General features: G+C 67.9%; 16 protein-coding genes. 9 read left to right on the top strand and 7 right to left on the bottom strand.

Features of this window, described 5'->3' with window-relative positions; all coding sequences use genetic code 11:
- Nucleotide 1 precedes the first annotated feature (1 nt).
- The 4 genes from AB0B64_RS48130 (at nucleotide 2) to AB0B64_RS48115 (ending at nucleotide 5,272) form a co-directional block, all read left to right on the top strand.
- Complete coding sequence (locus AB0B64_RS48130) at nucleotides 2-1,102, top strand: sensor histidine kinase (RefSeq protein ID WP_358192992.1); 1,101 nt, start codon at nucleotides 2-4, stop codon at nucleotides 1,100-1,102.
- The gene (locus AB0B64_RS48125; protein WP_358192973.1) at nucleotides 1,102-1,698 is read left to right on the top strand and encodes a response regulator transcription factor; all 597 of its coding nucleotides are present in this window, start codon (nucleotides 1,102-1,104) and stop codon (nucleotides 1,696-1,698) included. Before AB0B64_RS48130 ends, AB0B64_RS48125 begins: the two co-directional genes overlap by 1 nt.
- Before the next feature lie 90 nt (nucleotides 1,699-1,788).
- A complete protein-coding gene (locus tag AB0B64_RS48120; RefSeq protein ID WP_358192959.1) occupies nucleotides 1,789-3,714 on the top strand; it encodes a hypothetical protein in 1,926 nt (641 codons plus the stop codon).
- Nucleotides 3,715-4,300: 586 nt separating this feature from the next.
- Complete coding sequence (locus AB0B64_RS48115) at nucleotides 4,301-5,272, top strand: NBR1-Ig-like domain-containing protein (RefSeq protein WP_358192953.1); 972 nt, start codon at nucleotides 4,301-4,303, stop codon at nucleotides 5,270-5,272.
- A 47-nt stretch (nucleotides 5,273-5,319) separates the two neighbouring features.
- Here the strand turns inward: AB0B64_RS48115 and AB0B64_RS48110 are convergent, their stop codons facing one another.
- The 3 genes from AB0B64_RS48110 to AB0B64_RS48100 form a co-directional block, all read right to left on the bottom strand.
- On the bottom strand, nucleotides 5,320-6,261 hold the full coding sequence (locus AB0B64_RS48110; protein ID WP_357939502.1) for a SpoIID/LytB domain-containing protein: 942 nt from the start codon (nucleotides 6,259-6,261) through the stop codon (nucleotides 5,320-5,322).
- A gap of 36 nt (nucleotides 6,262-6,297) precedes the next feature.
- Complete coding sequence (locus tag AB0B64_RS48105; RefSeq protein WP_358192941.1) at nucleotides 6,298-7,191, bottom strand: peptidase inhibitor family I36 protein; 894 nt, start codon at nucleotides 7,189-7,191, stop codon at nucleotides 6,298-6,300.
- 67 nt (nucleotides 7,192-7,258) lie between these two features.
- Complete coding sequence (locus tag AB0B64_RS48100) at nucleotides 7,259-8,104, bottom strand: peptidoglycan-binding protein (RefSeq protein ID WP_358192923.1); 846 nt, start codon at nucleotides 8,102-8,104, stop codon at nucleotides 7,259-7,261.
- A 630-nt stretch (nucleotides 8,105-8,734) separates the two neighbouring features.
- Between AB0B64_RS48100 and AB0B64_RS48095 the strand changes: the two genes are divergently transcribed.
- From AB0B64_RS48095 to mltG, 3 genes are all read left to right on the top strand, one after another.
- Nucleotides 8,735-11,857, top strand: a complete 3,123-nt coding sequence (locus tag AB0B64_RS48095; protein WP_358192913.1) for a TIM-barrel domain-containing protein — start codon at nucleotides 8,735-8,737, stop codon at nucleotides 11,855-11,857.
- Nucleotides 11,858-11,989: 132 nt separating this feature from the next.
- A complete protein-coding gene (locus tag AB0B64_RS48090; protein ID WP_357939510.1) occupies nucleotides 11,990-12,502 on the top strand; it encodes a SigE family RNA polymerase sigma factor in 513 nt (170 codons plus the stop codon).
- Nucleotides 12,499-13,443 (top strand): endolytic transglycosylase MltG, encoded by a 945-nt coding sequence (mltG, locus tag AB0B64_RS48085; protein ID WP_358192891.1) that lies wholly within the window; start codon nucleotides 12,499-12,501, stop codon nucleotides 13,441-13,443. The genes AB0B64_RS48090 and mltG overlap by 4 nt, the downstream gene beginning before the upstream one ends.
- A gap of 6 nt (nucleotides 13,444-13,449) precedes the next feature.
- On the opposite strand, the gene AB0B64_RS48080 is transcribed toward mltG, so the two are convergent.
- From AB0B64_RS48080 to AB0B64_RS48065, 4 genes are all read right to left on the bottom strand, one after another.
- A complete protein-coding gene (locus tag AB0B64_RS48080; protein ID WP_358192884.1) occupies nucleotides 13,450-13,821 on the bottom strand; it encodes a fibronectin type III-like domain-contianing protein in 372 nt (123 codons plus the stop codon).
- Between the two features lie 246 nt (nucleotides 13,822-14,067).
- The gene (locus AB0B64_RS48075; RefSeq protein ID WP_358192872.1) at nucleotides 14,068-15,411 is read right to left on the bottom strand and encodes an MFS transporter; all 1,344 of its coding nucleotides are present in this window, start codon (nucleotides 15,409-15,411) and stop codon (nucleotides 14,068-14,070) included.
- 42 nt (nucleotides 15,412-15,453) lie between these two features.
- The gene (locus tag AB0B64_RS48070) at nucleotides 15,454-17,217 is read right to left on the bottom strand and encodes a sulfatase (RefSeq protein WP_358192864.1); all 1,764 of its coding nucleotides are present in this window, start codon (nucleotides 17,215-17,217) and stop codon (nucleotides 15,454-15,456) included.
- Entirely contained in the window at nucleotides 17,214-17,825 is a 612-nt protein-coding gene (locus AB0B64_RS48065) for a PadR family transcriptional regulator (RefSeq protein ID WP_357939520.1), read from the bottom strand. The genes AB0B64_RS48070 and AB0B64_RS48065 overlap by 4 nt, the downstream gene beginning before the upstream one ends.
- Nucleotides 17,826-18,066: 241 nt before the next feature.
- On the opposite strand from AB0B64_RS48065, the gene AB0B64_RS48060 reads away from it, so the two are divergent.
- Together AB0B64_RS48060 and AB0B64_RS48055 are read left to right on the top strand one after the other, a co-directional pair.
- Nucleotides 18,067-18,615 carry a hypothetical protein gene (locus tag AB0B64_RS48060; RefSeq protein WP_358192849.1) on the top strand — a complete coding sequence of 183 codons (549 nt, stop codon included), beginning with the start codon at nucleotides 18,067-18,069 and terminating at the stop codon, nucleotides 18,613-18,615.
- Nucleotides 18,616-18,758: 143 nt separating this feature from the next.
- The gene (locus AB0B64_RS48055) at nucleotides 18,759-20,072 is read left to right on the top strand and encodes a family 43 glycosylhydrolase (RefSeq protein WP_358192842.1); all 1,314 of its coding nucleotides are present in this window, start codon (nucleotides 18,759-18,761) and stop codon (nucleotides 20,070-20,072) included.
- Nucleotides 20,073-20,093: the final 21 nt, after the last annotated feature.

The raw sequence follows: 20,093 nt of genomic DNA, 5'->3' as shown, positions 1-20,093 counted from the left end.
CGTGAACGTTTGGGAGGCGCGCTGGGTGCGCGCCTTCCACCTGTTGTTCTACGCCTGCCTGGCGCTGGGGCTGATCCTGTCGATCGGCGAGAACAAGAGCCCGGCCCCCGTGACTCTGGTGGTGCTCGCGTCGCTGGCCGGTTGGCACTGGTTCTTCGTCGTCCGCCGGCCGCACCTGCTCGGCCGGCTCCGCCCCATGGCGCTCCACCTGGCCGTGCTCTGCGCTCTCTACGTCGCGCTGGTGCTCACCGACCGCTCCTTCGATGTGGTGATCTTCGGGCTGATGCCCCAGCCGTACGTGATGCTGCCCATCCCCTGGTCGTACGCGGGAGCCGTGGCGACGATCCTGTGCACGTTCGCGGCCAGGGGCTACCTGGACGACCCCGACGTCCTGTGGCGGCTCGCCGGGAGTTGCGGCCTGGTGGTGGCGATCGGCATGTTCTTGACCTACGTCTTGCGCCAGAGCGAGCAGACCAAGACGCTCGGCGTGCTGGAGGAGCGGGCCAGACTGGCCAGAGAGATTCACGACACCATCGCCCAAGGGCTGAGCGGGATCATCACCCAGCTTGAGGCGGCCGAGCAGGCCATGCCCGAACCGGGCATACCCGACCTGCCCGCCGTACGCAGGAGGATCGCGCTGGCCAAGGAGCTGGCCCGCGACAACCTCCAAGAGGCCCGCCGCTCGGTGGACGCGCTCCGGCCGGGCCCCCTACAGGACGCGCGCCTCGACGCCGCCCTGGCGCAGGTCGCCGAGCGGTGGTCACGTACGTCCGGGGTGAGCGCCACCGTGACGGTGGAGGGCCCGCCCCGGCCACTGCCCGGCGAGGTGGGCGCCACGCTGCTGCGCGCGGCGCAGGAGGGGCTGTCCAACGCGGCCAAGCACGCGCGGGCGGGCCGGGTGGCGATCACGCTGACGTACATGGACGACGAGGTGATGCTGGACGTGTTCGATGACGGTAGGGGCTTCGACCCGGCCGCGCGCGGCTCCGGTTACGGGCTGGCAGCCATGCGCGAGCGCGCCCGCGGCGTGGGCGGAACGCTGACGGTGGAGACGGCGCCGGGAGAGGGGACGGCACTGTGCCTGCGTATCCCCTCAAGCTGATGATCGTGGATGACCATCCGGTGGTCCGCGACGGGCTGCGCGGCATGTTCGACCACGTGGACGACATCGAGGTGGTGGCCGAGGCGGGCGACGGGTACGAAGCGCTGGCCATGGCCAGGCAGGCACGGCCGCACGTCATCCTCATGGACCTGCGCATGCCCAGCCTGGACGGCGTGGGCGCGATCGAGCGATTGCGCGTGGACCACCCGGAGATCAAGGTGATCGTGCTGACCACGTACGACACCGACGCCGACGTGACCCGGGCCATGGCCGCCGGGGTGGCGGGCTACCTGCTGAAGGACGCGCCGCGCGAGGAACTGCACCGGGCGGTCCGTACGGCCGCCGCGGGCGGCGCGGTCCTGGCGCCGTCGATCGCCTCCGCGCTCATCCGCGGGCCCGCGACGCAGGCGCCGAGCCCGCGCGAGCTGGAGGTGCTGCGCCTGGTGGCACGGGGCGCGGCCAACAAGGAGATCGCGAGAACCCTGCTGATCAGCGAGACCACGGTCAAGACGCACCTCAAGCACGTCTTCGCCAAGCTCGGCGTCGAGACCAGGGCGGCGGCGGTCGTGGTGGCCATAGAACGTGGGCTCCTCTGACGCGGTCTGTCATTCAGCGGACACAGCGTAGGGAATCGGGAATCTCCCCGGTTACCGTTCAAGGGAGCGTTCCAATGGAGGGAGCCGTCCATGGATGCAGCGGTGACGCCCACGCGCAAGGTACTCATCAAACTTGACGAGATCAGGACGTCGTTTAACGAAACGGACGGTCGTCTCATCGATCGCCCGACGCGGACAATCCGCCTCACGGACGTCATCAAGCTCCTCGCCGCCGGGCGCGCTGCCTACGAGCAGGACAAGGACGCCGTCGGCTTCGCCGTCTTCCTGGCCAAGTGGCCGGAGGCCTGTCCGGTCACTTCGGCTCAGCTGGCCGGGGTGGCTCTGGCCGCCGAGGACGGTGCGGCCCTGGGGGATGTCTGGGAGGGCGTCTTCGGCGCGTACCTGCGCCTGCTGGAGCAGAAGTGGGCCGAGCTGAAGGCCACTGACCTGCGGGTCCGTGACCGCATCCTGGCCGGCCTGCGCCGCTGCGCCGTCACGGTACGCCCCGGCACCGACGGCGTCGTACGGTTACGCGCGCTCACCCGCCAGGACCTGCAGCAGAACGAGTCCTTCCTCCTCCTGCTGCGCCGAGTGGTGAACCTGCTGCTCGGCGACGGTAACGGTCCGGCACCGACCATGCTCAGGCTCGTCCCCCCAGCGGAACCGCTGCCCCGGGACTTCGGGGACACCGGCGCCGCGATCCGCGATGCCAAGTACACCACCAACCTCACCTTCGTGCCCGTGCACGAACGCGATGCCGTCCAGTACATGATCATGCGTGTCACCACCCGCCTCACCCGGCCCGACGGTCAGCCGCTCGAACTGCCGGGAACCGTCTGGCCGCTGACGATCCCCCTCCCGAACGGATCCGCCCGCTACGAGCTGATCACCGATGACAACCGCGTGGTGCGTGCCGAACGGCTGGGCGACGTGGTGGACCGGCCGCTACCGGCGTGGTACCCACGGCCGGTTTCGATCAAGGAGGGCAAGGACGCGCTGCAGAGGCGGTTCGCGCTCGGCGGCGTGGGCGACCGGCTGCCTGCCGACAATCGTCCGGCGAAGGCGTGGAGCCTGGCCGAGCTCGGCCAGGTCGCGTCGGCGTTCGAGCGCATTCCGGCCGGCGACCTCGAGGCGCTCAAGGGCACCTCACTGATCCGCGACATGCCCGTGGATCCCATAGCGGCCGGCCGGCACGGCGGTGAGGCCCATGTGAGCACGGGTGGTCTGGACCTGATCGGTCCGAAGCCTGTCGAACCGACGCCGCACGTCCATTACTTCGACCTCGCCTTCGACGACATGACTCGCGCGGCGTCCGGCCCGCCGGGCGACTGCGGGCCGGGCGGCGACTGGACCCTGTTGCACGAGATCGGCCATGTGGTCACCATGTGCCCCCACGAGCAGGCCTCACTGTCGCTGGCTCGGCTCAGGGACAAGCCGCGGCAGGCGTACGACCTGCTCGACCAGCGGCTGCGCGCCTCCTTGGCGAACGCCGACAATCGGCTCATCCAAGCCTTCAACACCTGGACCACCGCCTACGGGGCCTACACCGACGCGAACGACGACTTCGTCCCCGTCGCGAACGAGACCTGGGCGGCACTCCGGGAGACCGTACCCCCCAACGTCAGGGATGTCATAGCGACCTTCGCCAAGGCGCAGGCGGCGGCCGTCGCGCAGGCGGACCCCACGCTGGCCGCCGCCCGGACGCTGGACGCGTTGCTTCCTGAGGGGCAGCGCGATGTCGTCAAGGTGACTACGGTGCTGCTGCTGCGGCATACGTATATCGCGGGGTTGGCGGCGCCCGGGCTGCTGTTGGCGCGGTTCGCCGCCTATGCCGCACAGGTCGGATACCAGTCGTGCACGCCGTACGGGCGGACGTCGACCAAGGAGTTCTTCGCCGAGACCTACGCGCTGTTCACGTCGGATCGGGAGCGGCTGTGGGCGGCCAACTGGCGGATGTGCGCTTGGCTGGAGGACGGCTATCCGCCTGTGGAGGAGTACCTACCGCGGGTCCGCTGATGGCGCGGACGCTCTGGAGATCGTAGCCGGCAGTGACTCTCCGTGCTCGCTGACTTGATGGGCGGGCCGGTTGACTTGAGGGATTACCCCGCCGGATGAGAAATTGCCGATTGTCGACTGTGTGGTTACAGCAGATGTCAAGTCGGCGCGGCTTTGCGGTGTCCGAATATGTAAATCGAAGGATTACAGAGTGTCCGTCTGTCGTCACTTGGATCTCACTCGTGCCAGTTCAGGGGTTGCCTAGATCGCCCACGAACCATGCCCTCGGGGGTGAACACACGGGTTATGGCTTCATTGACTCGGATTCTCGGAAAGACGGGAAAGTCGGTTCATACATTCTCAGCGTCTGACGGGGCCATTGACGGTCGCTTCGTCCGACGGGTACGGCGATGGCGTGGCGAGTCCGGCCTTCGCGCCGGACGGTGGGCCCGCCACCTTGGGTGGCGACCATGCTGCGCACCGTATTCGAGCGGAACGATGAATGGTGCGAATGGTTCTCGGGTTATCGGTTGCCTTCTCAAGCACCGTCTCACTGGGATTGTCCGTTTCGGTTGATGAACACCATGGGTGCTGTTAGCTTCACACGGTGGACGACACGCGGGTACGGACGGAGGCGATCGAGGACTTCGCGGTGACCCTGCGGGAACTGCGCACCTCGGTCGGCAACCCGTCTTTTCGGGAAATGTCCGGTCGGTCAGGGGCGATTTCTCACACAACGCTGCACGAGGCTACGAAGGGTAACCGGCTCCCGAGCTGGGAGACCACCGTCGAGTTCCTCAAGGTGTGCGGCGCGGACCCGGCCGCGTACCGCGAGCGCTGGGAGCGAGCGAACCTGGCGGTCAGATCGGGGAGCGCCGGGGAGCTTTCGATTCGCACGGACACCTCAGTGGATCATCTGCCCGGCGAAGCCGCGGAACCCCATACCGTGCGGCTCGCCAACGGATGGTCGACCGGCGAGATCGTGGGCGAGGTCCATACGCCGGAGGGACAAGGGCGATCACGGTGGATCCGCCCGGCCGCGTTCGCGGCGGCGGTCGTCACCGTGGGGTCGGTGGCCGTCATCGTGGCCACCATCAATCGCGGCGCCACGCCCGACGTACAACCCGGCCCGGCCCTGTCCGGCACCTCGGCGATGGCCGCGCTGTCCCCAGCCGATTGCCCGGTGCGTTCGACCAGCCCGCCCTTGGCCGCGCCGCTGCACAAGGGGGACGCGGTGACGTTCATCGAGGACGTCACGCTCCCCGACTGCTCGCGCGTCGGCACCGGTAAGACCGTGACCAAGACATGGCGACTCAAGAACTCCGGGACCGTGCCGTGGAAGGGCTATTCGCTGCGTCGCCTTGACGTCACGCAGCAGGCCGATCAGTGCCAGACCATTTCCCACGTGCCGATCAAGGACACGCAACCCGGCGAGCTGGTCGACATCCAGACCGTCGTCACCACGCCGAGCAAGCCGGGCCTGTGCTACGTGCGATTCAAGATGGTGGACGCCTCGGGAACGGTCCTTTTCCCCGGAAGCCGGCCGGTCAACTTCCAGATCATCGTCGACGCGCCATAGTTCCCCGCCGCGCAGGATACGGCGGGGAACTATGGTCTTCGGAGGGGTCAGGAGCCGATGACGATCCCGGTGTAGTAGTTCTTGAGGATCCTGGAGTAGCTCCAGCCCGCTCTGGCCTTGTCGCGGGAGCCGTACTGCGACATCCAGTCGCCGTTGACCCAGTTACCGCACGCCGTCGTCGTCGAGCAGTACTGGGCCCGGAAGATCTTCCCGCTGCGAGTCAGCCGGGTGCCCCAGGTCGCGTCCACCGCGGCGTTCGTCACCGCCTTCGCGGAGCCGGGCTTGTACACCTGGCTCGAGGTGTGGTCATAGACGTCGAAGCACTGGCCGCTCGGCGTCTTGCTGGCGGAGTGCAGCGCCCAGTACCAGCCGAAGTTCTTCACGGCCATCGCGCCGGCCTTGAGGGACTCGCTCGGCCAGCTCGTCACCCACTCGTTGGGCAGGACGTTCTTGACGTAGGTCTTGAAGTCCACCCGCTCCACGCGATTGAGGGACTCGCGGTACACGAGGATCGTCGTGGGCAGCTTGCTGTCCGTGCCGTCGGTCTTGCATTGGGTCGGCGGTAGGGAGCTACCCAGGAACTCGTGGGAGGCGTTCTGGTTCTTGAGAGTGGAGTTGAGGTTGGCCTTGGCGCCTGGGGCGAAGTCCTGGTAGGAGCCGGTGAGGCCGGTGTTGAAGTAGACGCGGACCTTCTTGCTGCTGCGGTTCCAGGCGGAGGCGGCGGCGTTCTTGATGCACTTGCCCTTGCCCGCGCCGGGGCCCTTGAAGTCGTAGCAGCTGGGCTGCGTGGTGGAGTAGTCGGGGATCGAAGTGGTGAAGTCGGAGACCGATCCCTGGTTGTTGCTGTTGAAGTAGTAGCAGAACTCGCCGCTGTCGCAGACTCCGTCGCGGCTGGCCGCCGAGGCGGGCGTCGCGGTGGTCAGCATGGTTCCGCCGAGTGCCACCGCGGTGGTGAGCCCCGAGATCAGCCGTACAGTTCGTGAAGGCACAGGTGTCTTCCTCTCATGTCAGCGGGTCGCGGGTCGTTATCGGACGTTGTAGCCCTGGGAGTTCCAGAACGAGGTCGGGTTCGGGTTCTCCAGGGTCGGGTCGCCGACGCTCTTGGACGCCCGCGTCTGCCGTCCGGGGCGCATCTCGACGTGGGTGTGCGCGGACGAGCTGCTCGAAACCCCGTGCCACGACTCGTCGGCGATGATCTGGCCGCGGCTGACCGACTGGCCCACACGCAGGGAGGACCGCGGAGCGGAGTGCAGGTAGATCACCGTCTTGTTCGCCGCGGCGTTGTAGACGGCGATCGTGGACAGTCCAGCCCGGCCGGTGGATCCGAACTGGACATTGGTGATCGTGCCCGCCACCAGGTTGTGAACATCCGCGCCGATGCCGCGGGCGATGTCGATGCCCTCATGCCGGCCGGAGGTGGAGGTGTAACCGTCGAAGCCGCAGGTGATCCCGCCGCCGGAGGACGCGTACAGCGCGAACGACATGTTGGTGCGCGCTGTTGACGACGGGTTGAACTCGTGCGAGGCGTTCTGGTTCTTGAGGCTGGCGTTCAGGTTGCCCTTGGCGCCGGCGGCGAAGTCCTGATAAGTGCCGGTATTGCCGGTGTTGAAGTAGACGCGGACCTTCTTGCTGCTGCGGTTCCAGACGGAGGCGGCGGCGTTCTTGATGCACTTGCCCTTGCCCTCGCCGGGGCCCTTGAAGTCGTAGCAGGTGGGCTGCGTGGTGTCGTAGTCGGAGACCGATCCGGTGAAGTCGGAGACCGAGCCCTGGTTGTTGCTGTTGAAGTAGTAGCAGAACTCGCCGCTGTCGCAGACGCCGTCGCGGCCGGCTGCCGAGGCGGGCGTCGCGGTGGCCAGCACCGTTCCGCTCAGTGCCATCGCGGCGGTCGTCGCGGTGAGGATCCTGGTGAAAGTTCTCATGCTGTTTCTCCTTTGTCTGCGGTGCTTCAAGGTCTCGGATGGTCAGCGGAGCTTGGCTTCGGAGGACTCAGCGGCGCTGGTACTCCTCCCAGGTGCGGATGGTCACCTTCGGCCCGTCGTCCGGCCCGCGGTTGGCGAGCCCGTTCTGGCCCAGGTAGTAGTCACCGATCTGGTGCTGTGCCTGGCTGGAAAGACTGGTGTCGTTGATGGCGGCGGCGTGGATGTGCCACGGCCAGTCGCCCTGCTGGGGGCTGCGCACCCAGGCCGCGAAGCCGACCCGGCGCAACGCGCGGCAGACCGCGGTGCGGGTGGCGGCGGTCATCCCCTTTACGGAGACGTCGATGACGCCGCCGCCATCGTGGGTGCCCACGGAGGTCGGGTCGCCGCCGGGGTTGTAGGAACCCTGGTCCAGCGCGAGATCGCGGCCGAGCAGGCGCTTCGCCTCGGCCAGCATGTTCCGGGTACGGGTGTTGACGACGGCGGCGCCGTAGGACACCCGGGCGCCCGGGTCGACGGTGGCGGTGACGGTGAAGCGGCCGGCTCCGAGCTTGGCGAGCGACCCCTTGCCCGGCAGGCCGTTGGCGTCGAGACCGGTAAGGCCGAGCGACTTCTGGTACTTCGCATAGGCGGTGACCGTCGTGGAGCCGAAGTAACCGTCCACCCACTTCGCGTCGAGCAGGCTCCGGTCGCGCAGCGCCTGCTCAACGAGGAGCACACTGGCTTTGGCACCCGGGGTCTGCGTGGTGTCAGGCCGCCTCGGGTCGATCAGGGCCGCCTTGACGGTGGCTTCCATGTTCACGCTCGGAAGGGCCCTCATGCCGGCCGCCTCGGCCGCCGACATCACGGACCCTTCGGCCAGTGATGTGAGCAGGGCGGCCGACAAGAGGGCAGCGGCGCATGAGGCCAACTTCATCGTTACTCCTGGGGTGGGGTTGCTGGGCGGCGGGATAAACTTCGCCGGTTACCCAACGTGTCCACAAGGAGATCGGTGTTGTCAGCCTGTCCACACGCGATCTGACAGCCCTGGCCGTACGCCATCTGACAGGTGTTCCGGTGGCGCTTACAGTGCCTGACCAGGCACGTCGTGCACTATGACGTCGGCCGGGCACTGACGGCAGAACGGCCCGCTCCGGGGGCGCGGCAACATCGGCTGCGGCTACACACAGTTGCCGACGGCGCGCAGTGAGTGGGAGATGGGGCGCTAGCGCCAGTTGTGCGGCGCGCGTTTGAGAGTGTAAGCCGCCTCTGGCAGGTCGTCCCGGACGCGGATCATCCAGCGGACGAGATCGGTGGTGTTCTCGACAGGATGGACGGGAGGAGCCTTCCACGCCTTGATCCCGGCAGGACGTACGGCTGGGCACAAGATCGTCTCCGGCCACCGCGCCGTGATCCGCACCTCTACTGACCGATTCACATACCTCACTGACCGGATCCGATCAATATGTCCCCCCGATCTTGTCAGGTCGATCAGTCTGGTCAATAGTTGCGGCAAAGCAGTCAAATTCGGTCCGTGCCCGATCGAACGTGACTAAGGAGCCGCCCAGTGCGACCAAGCCCCTTCCTGCGCCTCGTAGCCGTCGCGATCACCGTGGTGGCCATGTCAGGCATCGCCCCCGCTCCGGCGGAGGCGATGCCAGACAGCAACCGGATCAAAGCGGTGACCTCAGGAAACGCCCGTTTCGAAGTGCTGTCCCCAACCCTGATAAGGACCGAGTACGCGGGCGACGCCAAATTCCTCGACACTCCGACCTTCAACGCCGTCGGGCGCGGCGCCTTTCCGGCAACGCCCTTCACATCGAGTACGTCGAACGGCTGGCTCACCATCAGGACGAGCGCGCTCACCCTGCGCTACCAGGTCGGTTCGGGCCCGTTCACCCCGCAGAACCTCTCGGTCAGCCTGAAGACCACGACCGCCGCCCCATGGCAGCAACTGACCTGCCCCGCCGGAGCCCTCTGCGAGGCCGAGGACCTCTCGTACGGCGGGCTGGCCGTCGCCACCAACCACTCCGGCTTCACCGGCGCGGGCTTCCTGGCGGGCTTCGAAGGCACGGGCAACGAGCTGTCCGCGGACGTGAACGCGACCACGTCAGGGCAGTACCAGTTCGCCATCCGCTACTCCAACGCCGTCGGCGGCGACGGCCAGCACACGCCGCGCACGCTCACCCTGTCGGTGGACGGGGGCACCGGTCAGACGGTGACCCTGCCGGTGACCGCGAACTGGGACACCTGGGCCATCGCCGCCCCGGGAGTGCAGCTCGCCGCGGGACGGCACATGATCACGCTGACCCGTACAGCCGCCGACTCCGGCAACGTCAACATCGACAGCCTCGCGCTGCTGCCACCGGGCACCGGCTATCCGCCGACGTCGGCCAGAGCCACCGTGCCCTGCGCGTACGGCACGAGCTGCGAGGCCGAGTCGGGCGGGCTCGCCGGTACGGCCAAGGTGGTGCAGGACCACGCCGGCTACTCGGGCAGAGGTTTCGTCGCCGAACTCAACCAGGGCGCCGGCCTGGCCACCCGCCTGGTGGGCGTGTCCGCCGACGGCACGTACACGCTGCACATCCGCTACGCCAACGGCGTCGGCGGCGACGGCCAGCACCAGACGCGAACGGCCACCATCACAACAGGCGGCGCCACGCAGCAGATGACCTTCCCGACCACGGCCGACTGGGACACCTGGGCGACGGCCGCCATCCCGATCGCCCTCAAATCCGGCACGAACGACATCACCCTCACCTGCCCCGGCGCCTCCGGCTGCCGCGTCAACGCGGACACGCTCGCCGTGACCCCCACCGGCACGGCCGCCCCGCCGCCCCACCTCCCGCTCGGCGGCTACCGCCGCAGCCTCGACAACGTGAACGGTGACAACGGCACCCCGCCGACCACTCCGGGCCTGCTGCACAAGGACGGCTGGTACCTGCTCGACGACACGCCCTCCGCCCTGTACGACCCCGCCACCGGGAAGGTCACCCAGCGGCCCGGCGGCAGGGCGTACCAGGACGGTTACTTCTTCGGTTACGGTCACGACTACAAGCGCGCCCTGTCGGACCTGTCCACCCTGACCGGGCCGCCGGCGCTGCTACCCCGCTGGGCGTACGGCGTGTGGTACTCCGAGTACATCGACCGCACCGCGGCCGACTACCAGAACACGATCCTGCCCAGGTTCCGCTCCGAGGGCGTCCCGCTGGACGTCCTGGTCACCGACACCGACTTCAAATCGCCCAACACCTGGAGCGGCTGGCAGATCGACCGCGCGAAGTTCCCCGACCCGAAGGCGTTCTTCGACTGGTCGGCCGCCCAGGGCCTGCACAACACGCTCAACGTCCATCCCAGCATCGTCGGCGACGACCCGCAGTTCGCCCAGGCACAGGCCACGGCCAAGGGCAAACTGCGCAAGGGCGGCTGCGCAGGGGCCGCGGGCGCGAACTGCTACACCTTCGACTGGGGCGACCCCGACCAGCTCAAGGCGTACATGGATCTGCACAAGACCATGGATCAGCAGGGCAACGACTTCTGGTGGCTCGACTGGTGCTGCGACGCCTCGCAGTCCTCGCTGCCCGGCGTGACCCCTGACGCCTGGATCCACCAGCAGTACGCCGCGGCCAACGGCGGCTTCGTGCTCTCCCGCGCCTTCGGCTCCCTCCAGACAGGCTCGTACGCCGGCCGCTCGGGCCTGCCCACCGGCCCGTGGGCCGACAAGCGCAGCACTGTCCACTTCACCGGCGACACGTCCTCCACCTGGGGAACCCTCCGGGCGGAGGTCGGCTACACGCCCGGCGAATCCGCCGCCACCGGCATGTCGTCCATCAGCCACGACATCGGCGGCCACAACGACACCACGGGCCTGCAGGGCTCGGAGACCTACCTCGACAACGGGCAGACCAGGCGGACCAGCAAGCTGCCCGACGACCTGTACGCCCGGTGGGTCCAGCTCGGCACCTTCCAGCCCATCGACCGCCTGCACAGCAACCACGGCGACCGGCTGCCCTGGCAGTACGGGACCGCGGCGAAGGACTCGGCGAAGAAGTTCCTCAACCTGAGGGAGAACCTGGTCCCCTACACCTACACGCTGGCCCAGGAGGCCAACGCCACCGGCGTCCCGATCGTCCGCCCGACATACCTGGAATATCCCGAAGAGGAGAACGCGTACGCCACCGCCGCCGGCCAGTACTTCTACGGCCCCGACCTCCTGGTCGCGCCCGTGACCACGCCCGGCGCCACGGCCACGACCTCGGTGTGGTTCCCGCCCGGACAGTGGACCGACTACTTCACCGGCCAGACCTACACCGGCGGCACCACCCGGAGCATCACCACCGGCCTCGACACCATGCCCGTGTTCGTCAAGGCCGGGGGCATCCTGCCGACCAGGACCGCTGACGTCGCCAACGACGTCCAGAACCCCCTGGACAAACTCACCCTGAACATCGCCTCGGGGGCCTCCGGCTCGTACACGCTGTACGACAAGACCACGATCCGATACTCGGAGTCAGGAGGGCGGCGCACCGTGAAGATCAGCGGCAAGGCGCGCCAATGGACGCTCAACTTCCTGAACGCCGCACCTCCCAAGGACTTGCCCGCCGACGCGTACCGCTATGACAGCGCCACCCGCACCCTGACCGTCAAGCTCCCCGAACACACGACGCGGCTCAGCTTCACCTCCGGCTGACACCCGAGGCCCCGTCGGGGCGGGGCCTCACACCTCGGCGACTGAGCGCCTTGACGCGGATCAGTTCGGCCATGGCGGCATAGATCGGCCCCCTGTCCGCGTCCTTGCTTGGCGACATCGCGAGGAGGACAGGTGGATCCAGGATTTGCGGCGGACTTCCGGGAGTTCGTCATCGATCGATCAGGAGCGCTGTTCCGTACCGCGTACCTGCTGACCGGTGACCGGCACGCCGCCGAGGACTTGGTCCAGTCGGCGCTGGCGAAGACCGCCGCGAAGTGGCGCGGCCTGCGCGACCCCGCGGCCATCGAGGGCTACGTCCGCCGCGTCATGTACCACGAGCAGGTGAGCTGGTGGCGGCGCCGTTCCCGCGTCGCGGAAGTGTCCACCGGATGGCTGCCCGAGCAGATCGGCGATGGGCACGCCGAGATGGTTGATCTTCGCCTGGTGATGCGCGCGGCTCTTGCCCGGCTGACACCCCGGCAGCGGACCATGCTCGTGCTGCGCTACTTCGAAGACCTGTCCGAGACCGAGATCGCGCGGCTGCTCGGCGTCAGGGTCGGGTCGGTGCGCAGCCAGATTTACCGATCGTTGGAGCGCCTGAAGAAGGCCGCACCTGAACTGAGCACCGTGAGGGAGTTCGGATGAACATCGAGGATCTGCTGCGAGAGACCCTCTCCGACATGGCCCATGAGGAGCAGCCGCCTCCACCGGGCCGGTTCCTCCAGGTCAACCGAGGTCGACCCCGTCGGCGCGGCCTCGCCCTGGCGGCAGCGGCCGCCGTGACCGTGATGGCGGTCGGATCCACGCTCGTGGTCCAGGGGCTGTCCTCCGTCTCCAAGGACGTCGCCGGGCAGGGCTCTGGAGAGACGCTTGTGGACACCAAACAGGGACAGATCACCCTGACTGTGAGGGAAGGACTACGGCTCTCACAGATCTTGAAGCAGTTGTCGACCGCCACCGGCAGACCGCTGGTGGAGTTCGAGCGGGCCGCCAAGGACGGCAGGGCGCTCGGTCTTCCGGCCTACGCCAAGGGCGAGCTGGAAGGATTCGCCTTCCCCGGAACCTACGAGGTCTCGCCCACGTCGCGCCCCGCCGAGATCCTCGCCGCGATGGTGACACGCTTCGATCGCGCCGCCGAGGAGAGCAACCTGGTGGACGGTGCCAGGCGGGTCGGCCGTACGCCACTGGAGATCCTGACCATCGCCAGCATCGTCCAGGCCGAGTCGCTCGACAAGCGCGCCATGCCCAAGATCGCACGGGTGATCTACAACCGGCTGAAGCACGCACCCGAGATGAAGCTGCGGATGGACAGCACGGTCCTGTACGGCCTGAACAAGTTCGGCGCCACGGCATCGAACGAGGATCTCAAGAGCCGGTCGCCATACAACACCTACGCGCGCCTCGGCCTGCCGCCCGGTCCCATCTGCAACCCGGGGACCGACGCCATCGCGGCTGCCCTGAAGCCGGACTCCGGGCCGTGGCTGTACTTCGTGACGATCGATCCGAAGACGGGCGTCACGAAGTTCGCCGGCTCCCCATCCGAGTACGACAAGCTGGTCGAGGAATACAGAAAGAACACCGGGTGAGGAGCGTCACGTCAGCGGAGACGATGGCGGGCGGCCTCTCCCAGCCAGGCCAGGCCCGGCTTGGGCGGCGGAAGTAGTCGGCAACCAAAGGCCTAGGCCGACGTGTACGCCGTATTCGCCCGGCTCTGCCACCCATCGCCCGTGCCGGGTGCTCCAGTAGCTGAAGGCGCGGGCGTCGAGCTCGATCACCACGCGGGCGCTCTCGCCGGGCGCCAAGCGCACTTTGCGGAAGCCGCGCAGCTCGCGTACGGGACGGTCCACGTCAGAGACGGGGTCGCTGACGTACACCCGGACGACCTCGGCGCCCTCACGCGCGCCGGTGTTGGTGACGGTGACCTCGACGCGCGCCTCGGGCCGGGTCGGGTCGGGTACGTGCACGGACAGTTCGGAGTAGGCGCCCGCTGCATGCGTACGCCGTGCGGACCGTCGGTGAGCACCGCGGCCGGCATGCCCGCGCGGGCCACCTCCGCGGTCGCCCAGAAACCGGCGCCGGACACGAGGCTCGCCTTCTCTTCGAGCGTGAGCCGCTCGACGACGGATCGTCCGTCGGTCATGTCGTGACCTTCCTGGTAGGGATCGCAGGGGGTGCCGCCGCCTCAGGAGGCGACGGCGCCCTTCTAAGCGTCAGTCCGAGAGCGTCTGCCGGCGACGGACGTCGAGCGTCTCGCTGACCCGGCCGACGTCTCGTGGATAGGTGAAGTACAGGACCGAGAGCAGGAGACCGTTGACGATCATCAGCACGACCAGGACCCAGAAGAACACGCCCTGGATGCCGATCGCCGCCGCGAGCGCGCCGGCCAGGAGCGAGAACAGCGCCCACCCGATCGTCTCGAACACCGTCAGCCAGATCGCGAACGCCTGTCCGCGCAGCTCGGGCAGTACGACGGCGGCCACGATGGGCCGGTTGACCGGCGGGTTCAGCCCTTGGCAGGCGCCGAGCAGCGCCCAGAAGACCGCGTAGACGGTGATCGTCTCGTACCGGAACTGAGTGCCGAAGAAGGCGATGACGCCGAACGCGATCTGCGCGAATTGCAGCATCACGACCCGGCCTCTGCTCGGCATGAGCCGGTCGAGGCGGGGGAGGATGAATCCGGCGCCCAGCGTGGCGACGCTGTAGCCGATGCCGAACGGCAGCGCCACCAGGATGGCGGTGGAGTTGGGGATGCCGCGCTCGGTGACGAGGAACTGGACGCCGAAGATGAGAATCAGCAGATGCCCGGACAGGAGCCGGCTCAGCATCATCACGGCGTAGGTGGGGATGCGGAACAGTCCGATGACGGAGACGAAAGTGACCTTCGCCTTCGCTCGGTCCTCACGCGTGAGGTCGGCGAGTTGCTGCTCGGCGGCTCCGATGCCGGGATCCTTGAAGAATGCCAGGACGACGAATCCGGCGACGATGCAGACGCCGCCGAGCGTCCACAGGGCCCAGCGCCAGCCGTCCTGCATCGCGACGAAGGCCGCCATGATGGGGCCGAGGACGATGCCGGCGAGTTGGAGCGAGCTGAAGAAGATGCCGTTGGCCCGGGCGCGCTGCTCGTCGGGGAAGGAGTCGGCGATGACGGCCATGGCGATGGGAGAGCCGCCGATCACGGCGGCGGACATGAGGGTGCAGCAGATCAGGAGCTGGACGAAGTTCTGCGAGAAGCCGGCGGCGATGCCGAACAGGCCGCCGGTCACCGTCGTGGCGGCCAGGGTGGCGCGCCGGCCGATCCGGCCGGACAGCCAGATCCAGAATGGTCCGGCGGGTACGCTTGCGATCTTGCCAAGGGCGGCGATGAGGCCGAGGTGTCCGCTGTTGAGCCGCAGCGCGACCGCCAGCGTGGGGAAGACGGTGTTGATGAGGCCGGCTTCGGTGCCGTCGACGACGCTCACGCCGGAGACGACGGCGAGATTGCGCCAGCGGTGGGGGACATTGGCGGCCTGAGCCGCTCCTGGCTGGACGGACGTGGTGGAGGCGCTGGCATCCATGGGGGGTCCTGTCTGCAGTGGTGCGATAAAGCAAACGCCGTCTCAGGGGGCTGAGACGCCGGGTGGTGCCGTGAGAAGGGCGAATTGCTCGTCGATGCGGCGCAGTACCGCGGCGGGTATGTAGCCGTAACGGGCGAGGTCCAGCAGGGTCATGGAGATGGGGGCTGACAGCAGCTCCGACTGCACCAGCGCGGGCGCCTCCTGCGCGAGGACGTCCTTGGCCCCCGTGATCCGCAGGAGGTCCAGGAGCGGAGCGCGGAGCAAAGCCGGGGCGCGCAGGGTCTCCATCGCGGGAAGGGGCGCGGCGACGGCCGTCGCGCGCTCGCGCTGTTCGCGGACCAGGAGGTGCTTGGGCTCGATGTCACCGACGCGCGGGATGCCCAGGCGCTCGTACTGGCTGGGCGGCGCGTCATTGTCGAGCATGAGGCGGCGCAGCAGCTCGACCATCCGCAGCTCCACGTCGTCGTCGACGATCGGCGTTTCCTGCGCCGGATCCTCCTGGAGGTCGAACAGGAGCGTGCCGTGCTGCCACGGGTTCATCCACGAGGGCGAGGCCGGTATCCGCATGGTGCGTACACCCTTGGTGAAGGTGAACGGCTCGGCCGGTTCCCACTCCTTGAGCTCCTGTGTCGAGAAGCGGGCGCGCATGTGGGTGGGCATGAGGGTGAACTCTTCGAGCGGGCCGTTGGCCTGCTCCTTGGCGGCGCGCATGTAGACGTAGCGGCCGTCGGTGACGTTGACGTGCCCGCCGTGGATGCCGAACAGCGCGCCCTCACGGAGGGGCTCGTCCTGGGCGAGGTCCGCGCCTTGCATGTCAGGGGTCGGCTCGATGCCGAAGTAGCGCAGCACGGTCGGCGCGATGTCGATGGTCTGCGCGAGCGCGCCCCTGCGCTGGTCCCGGCCGCCGGTGCGTGGGTCCCACAGGAACATCGGCAGGTGCACCAGCTCGTTGAACCACGGCATCACCGACTTGGCCCACCAGCCGTGCTCGCCGAGCAGGAAGCCGTGGTCGGTGTTGACCAGCAGGAGCGTGTCGTCCCACATGGCGTGCTCGTCCATGAAGTCCAGGACCCGGCCGAGCGAGCGGTCGCACATCGAGACCAGGGCGGCGTACTCGTTGCGGGCGTGTTCGACCTGGTCACCGGGTTCGAGGACCTTCTGGTACGGCGGCCAGTCGAACTCCGGGCCGTCGTAGTCGTGCGGGTAGAGGTCCTTGTAACGCTGGTGGGTGAAGAACGGCTCGTGCGGATCGAACATCTCGATCTGCAGCAACCACCGGTCGGCGTCCACGTTGGTCTCGAGAAAGTGCAGGCCCGCGTCCACGGTCCGGGTCTGCGAGTGCTTCGCCTCGGTCGGCATGTACGTGCGGTTGACCGCGTCCTGCCGCTTCATCGCGTCGCCCGGGCCCTTCGGGGGGTCACCGACCACGCCCTTCCACGGGTCGCCCTCCTGGCCGCGGAAGAACTCCCAGGTGCTGTAGCGGGTGTGGTAGGTCGCGCCGCCGTCCTCCCAGTAGTGCGGGTGGTCGGAGGCCAGGTGCGTGTGCACCCCTGCCTGCTTGAGCAGCTCCGGCATGGAGTCGTCGAACGGCTCCAGCGGCCCCCAGCTGCGGTGCAGGAAGTTGTACCGTCCGGTGTGCATCTCGCGCCGCGCGGGCATGCACGGCATCGAACCGGCATAGAAGCGGTCGAACGTCACCGCCCGTGCCGCCAGCCGGGCGAAGTTCGGCGCGTCGATGAACGTGTCGGCGTACGGCGAGAGCAGGTGCCGGTTCAGGCTGTCGAACATGACGATGATCGCCCTCATCGCGACGTCTCCTCCGTCCACACGATGGTGGGCGGGGAGTCCTGATTGAGCGGCTCCCCGTCGAGCAGGCGCCGGCGCAGTTCGATGAGGGAGGCGATGTGGTGGTCCATCGCCTCGGCGCCGCGCCGATGCAGCCACTCGTCCATCTGGGCGCCGAGCTGGACGTCGTAGCCGGGCGGAGGCTCGTCGAACCGGGTGCGGTCACGGTGGCGGTAACGCGCCACCTCCGCCACCCGGGTGTTGATCTCGATGTCGAGCAGGGCAATCACCTGCTCGACCGTCATGAAGCCGGCGTAGCCGAGACGTGCGTGCAGGTCGGGATCTCCGAAACGGGTGGGCGGGTTGTACGGGCGCGTCAGCCAGTCGATGAAGACGGTGTAACCCTCTTCGGTCACGTGGTAGCGCTTGGCGTTGCTCGCCCCGGGGCGCTCCTCGATCGTGTGCTCGACCCAGCCGCGCTCCTCCATCGAGGCCAGCGTCCGGTAGGCCTGGCTCATGGTCGTGTTCGAGCGCGCGAACCGGCCGTGCGTGTCGAAGAACTTCTTCAGCTCATAGCCCGTGCTGGGACGGTTGAGCAGCGCTCCGAGGAGAAGGATCTCAAGCTTCATCAAATGTGCCCGTCGTCGTAACGAAGTTAACCGTGCCACAAATGGAATGGTGATACCATGACATAAGTGTCATGCTCTGTCGAGAGTCTTCTTGCGCAAGATTTCGCCTGATCAGGCCAGAGCAGGAGATCTTCTGGACCGAGCTCGGCGGCTCGGCCACGATGAGGACATGACGGGGAGCGGATCAACGCAGCCGCCGACGGCGGGCGGAGGAGCAGGCTCGCGCCTGAACTGGACGGCAGTGAGCGCTCTGGCGGCCGCGATCGCCGCCGTGGTCGCGCTGGCCGCGTACCTGGCGCCGCCGACCCCGCCGCAGCAACCCCAACCCCAGGCCCAGCCCGATACCGTGGCCCCCACCCCGGCCCCGGAGTCATCGTCACCAGGACCGGTCAAAACCCGGCACGCACGACGGACCCCGAAACCATCGCCCGAGTCCAGCACGCCCGACCCACCGAGCCCCACGCGAGAGGCCCCGGTTTCCTCTTCACCGCTGTCAGCGGTCCGGCCCGGCGGCTGCGACGAGGCGGCGGCGGCGCTGACCGCATACCGCCGGAACGCCGGGACCGTCCGCAGCAGTCAGACGGCCGCGGCTCAGCAGACGTACAGCGACCTGATGGGTGCGGCCTTCCACGCGGAAGGAGTGGTGGGGGCGAAGATCACTCTGCTGGCCCGCGAATTCCAGGAACTGAACTTTCGCCTGACCGGCATGACCGGCGGCGATCCCAACCAGGTGATCGCGGATATCAACACAGACGCCGCGGAGCTCAACAGGCTGTGCGAATCCCCCTGAGGCTGCTCGACCGGGTGCTGTGACCTACCTGCGCGATCACCGATTAATTTTTCCGGGTTATTGACGATATATCGCCATCTGGGAAAACTCACCCGCAAGCTGCGCACCGAACGGACCGCGCGCTGATGCGGAGGACGTAACTGATGACTGATTCCACCAACGTATTGACCGTCGGCCGACGCTCCCTGCTGGCGGGAGCCGCCGGCCTTCTGGGAACGGCGGCACTGCCCGCGACCGCCGCGCAGGCGAGCACCTCGATGAAGCGATACCCGTCGAACTGGCCCGACCTCGAGCCCTACGGCCTCGCCGACACCCGGCTCGACCTGTGGCCGCGCGAGGACAACTCCCTCATCCTCCCGCTGGAACTCCGCCCCCGTGACAAGGAGCTCGGCCGGGTCTGGATGCGGGACACGTACGTCAACTGTTTCGTGGTGAAGGGTCGTCCGATCTACGTCGCCACCGGCACCACCCGGGCGCCCGGGATCGAGGCCGCCGCCCCGTGGAACGACGGCATCTTCATGTGGGTGTCCCCGTCCCTGCGCGGGCCGTGGAAGCTGGCCGACACCACCGGCATCCGCCCCGGCGCCGAGAAGGGCAAGGTCTGGTCGCCCGAGTTCGTCGACGAGAACCGGCCAGGACGCATGGTGGTCGCTCCGTGGCAGGAGTACTGGACCGACGACCAGTTCGGCAAGCGCGGCGATGTCTGGGCGCCGGAGGTGCACTACTTCCGCGGCAAGTGGTACATCGTCGCCTGCATGGGTGACCACGCGCACAAGGTCGGCTCGTTCATGCTCGTGAGCGAGGGCGGGCCCGAAGGCCCGTACCGGCTGGTCCAGGGCAACCACGACAAGCCCTTCGGCGACCCCGTCACCGGCGGGCCCGGCTTCATCCTGCCCGGCGCCTACCACCACATCGACGGCAGCCTCTACAGCGAGGGGGATGACGCCTGGCTGGTGCTGCACAACCACCTGTACGCGAAGTTCCGGGACGACATGGAGGACATCGTCCCGACCACCAATCTCCCGCAGTTCCAGCAGACGCCGTACTCGCCCGAGCCGTATCTCGAAGGCGCGTACGTGTTCAAGTACGGGGGCAAGTACTTCCTGCTCCAGGCCGCCTGGAACCGGACCTCGACCAATGCCGACGGCAGCACCCGGTACGCCTACGACCCACCCGGCACCGGTCGCGCGCAGTACCACTACGACGCGGTAGTCGCCGTCTCGGACACCTTCGAGGGACCGTACTCGAAGCGGTGGACCGTGGGTGTCGGCGCCGGCCACAACAACTTCTTCGTGGACCACAACGGCAAGCTGTGGGCGACGTTCTTCCGCAACCCCAGGTTCGGCTACTGGGCCGACCCGTCACGCGTCGGCGACACGGCGGTGCCCGGGATCGTGCGGGTGGAATGGACGGGACCGAAGGGCAACCGCCTGTACGTCCAGCGCCGGAACCACTGACCTGTCCCCCGAGCGAGCTAC

Source organism: Nonomuraea sp. NPDC049129 (assembly GCF_040648495.1).
Classification (GTDB): domain Bacteria; phylum Actinomycetota; class Actinomycetes; order Streptosporangiales; family Streptosporangiaceae; genus Nonomuraea.
Note: the sequence above shows the minus strand (reverse complement) of the source record. Positions and strands in the feature narration are given on the sequence as shown.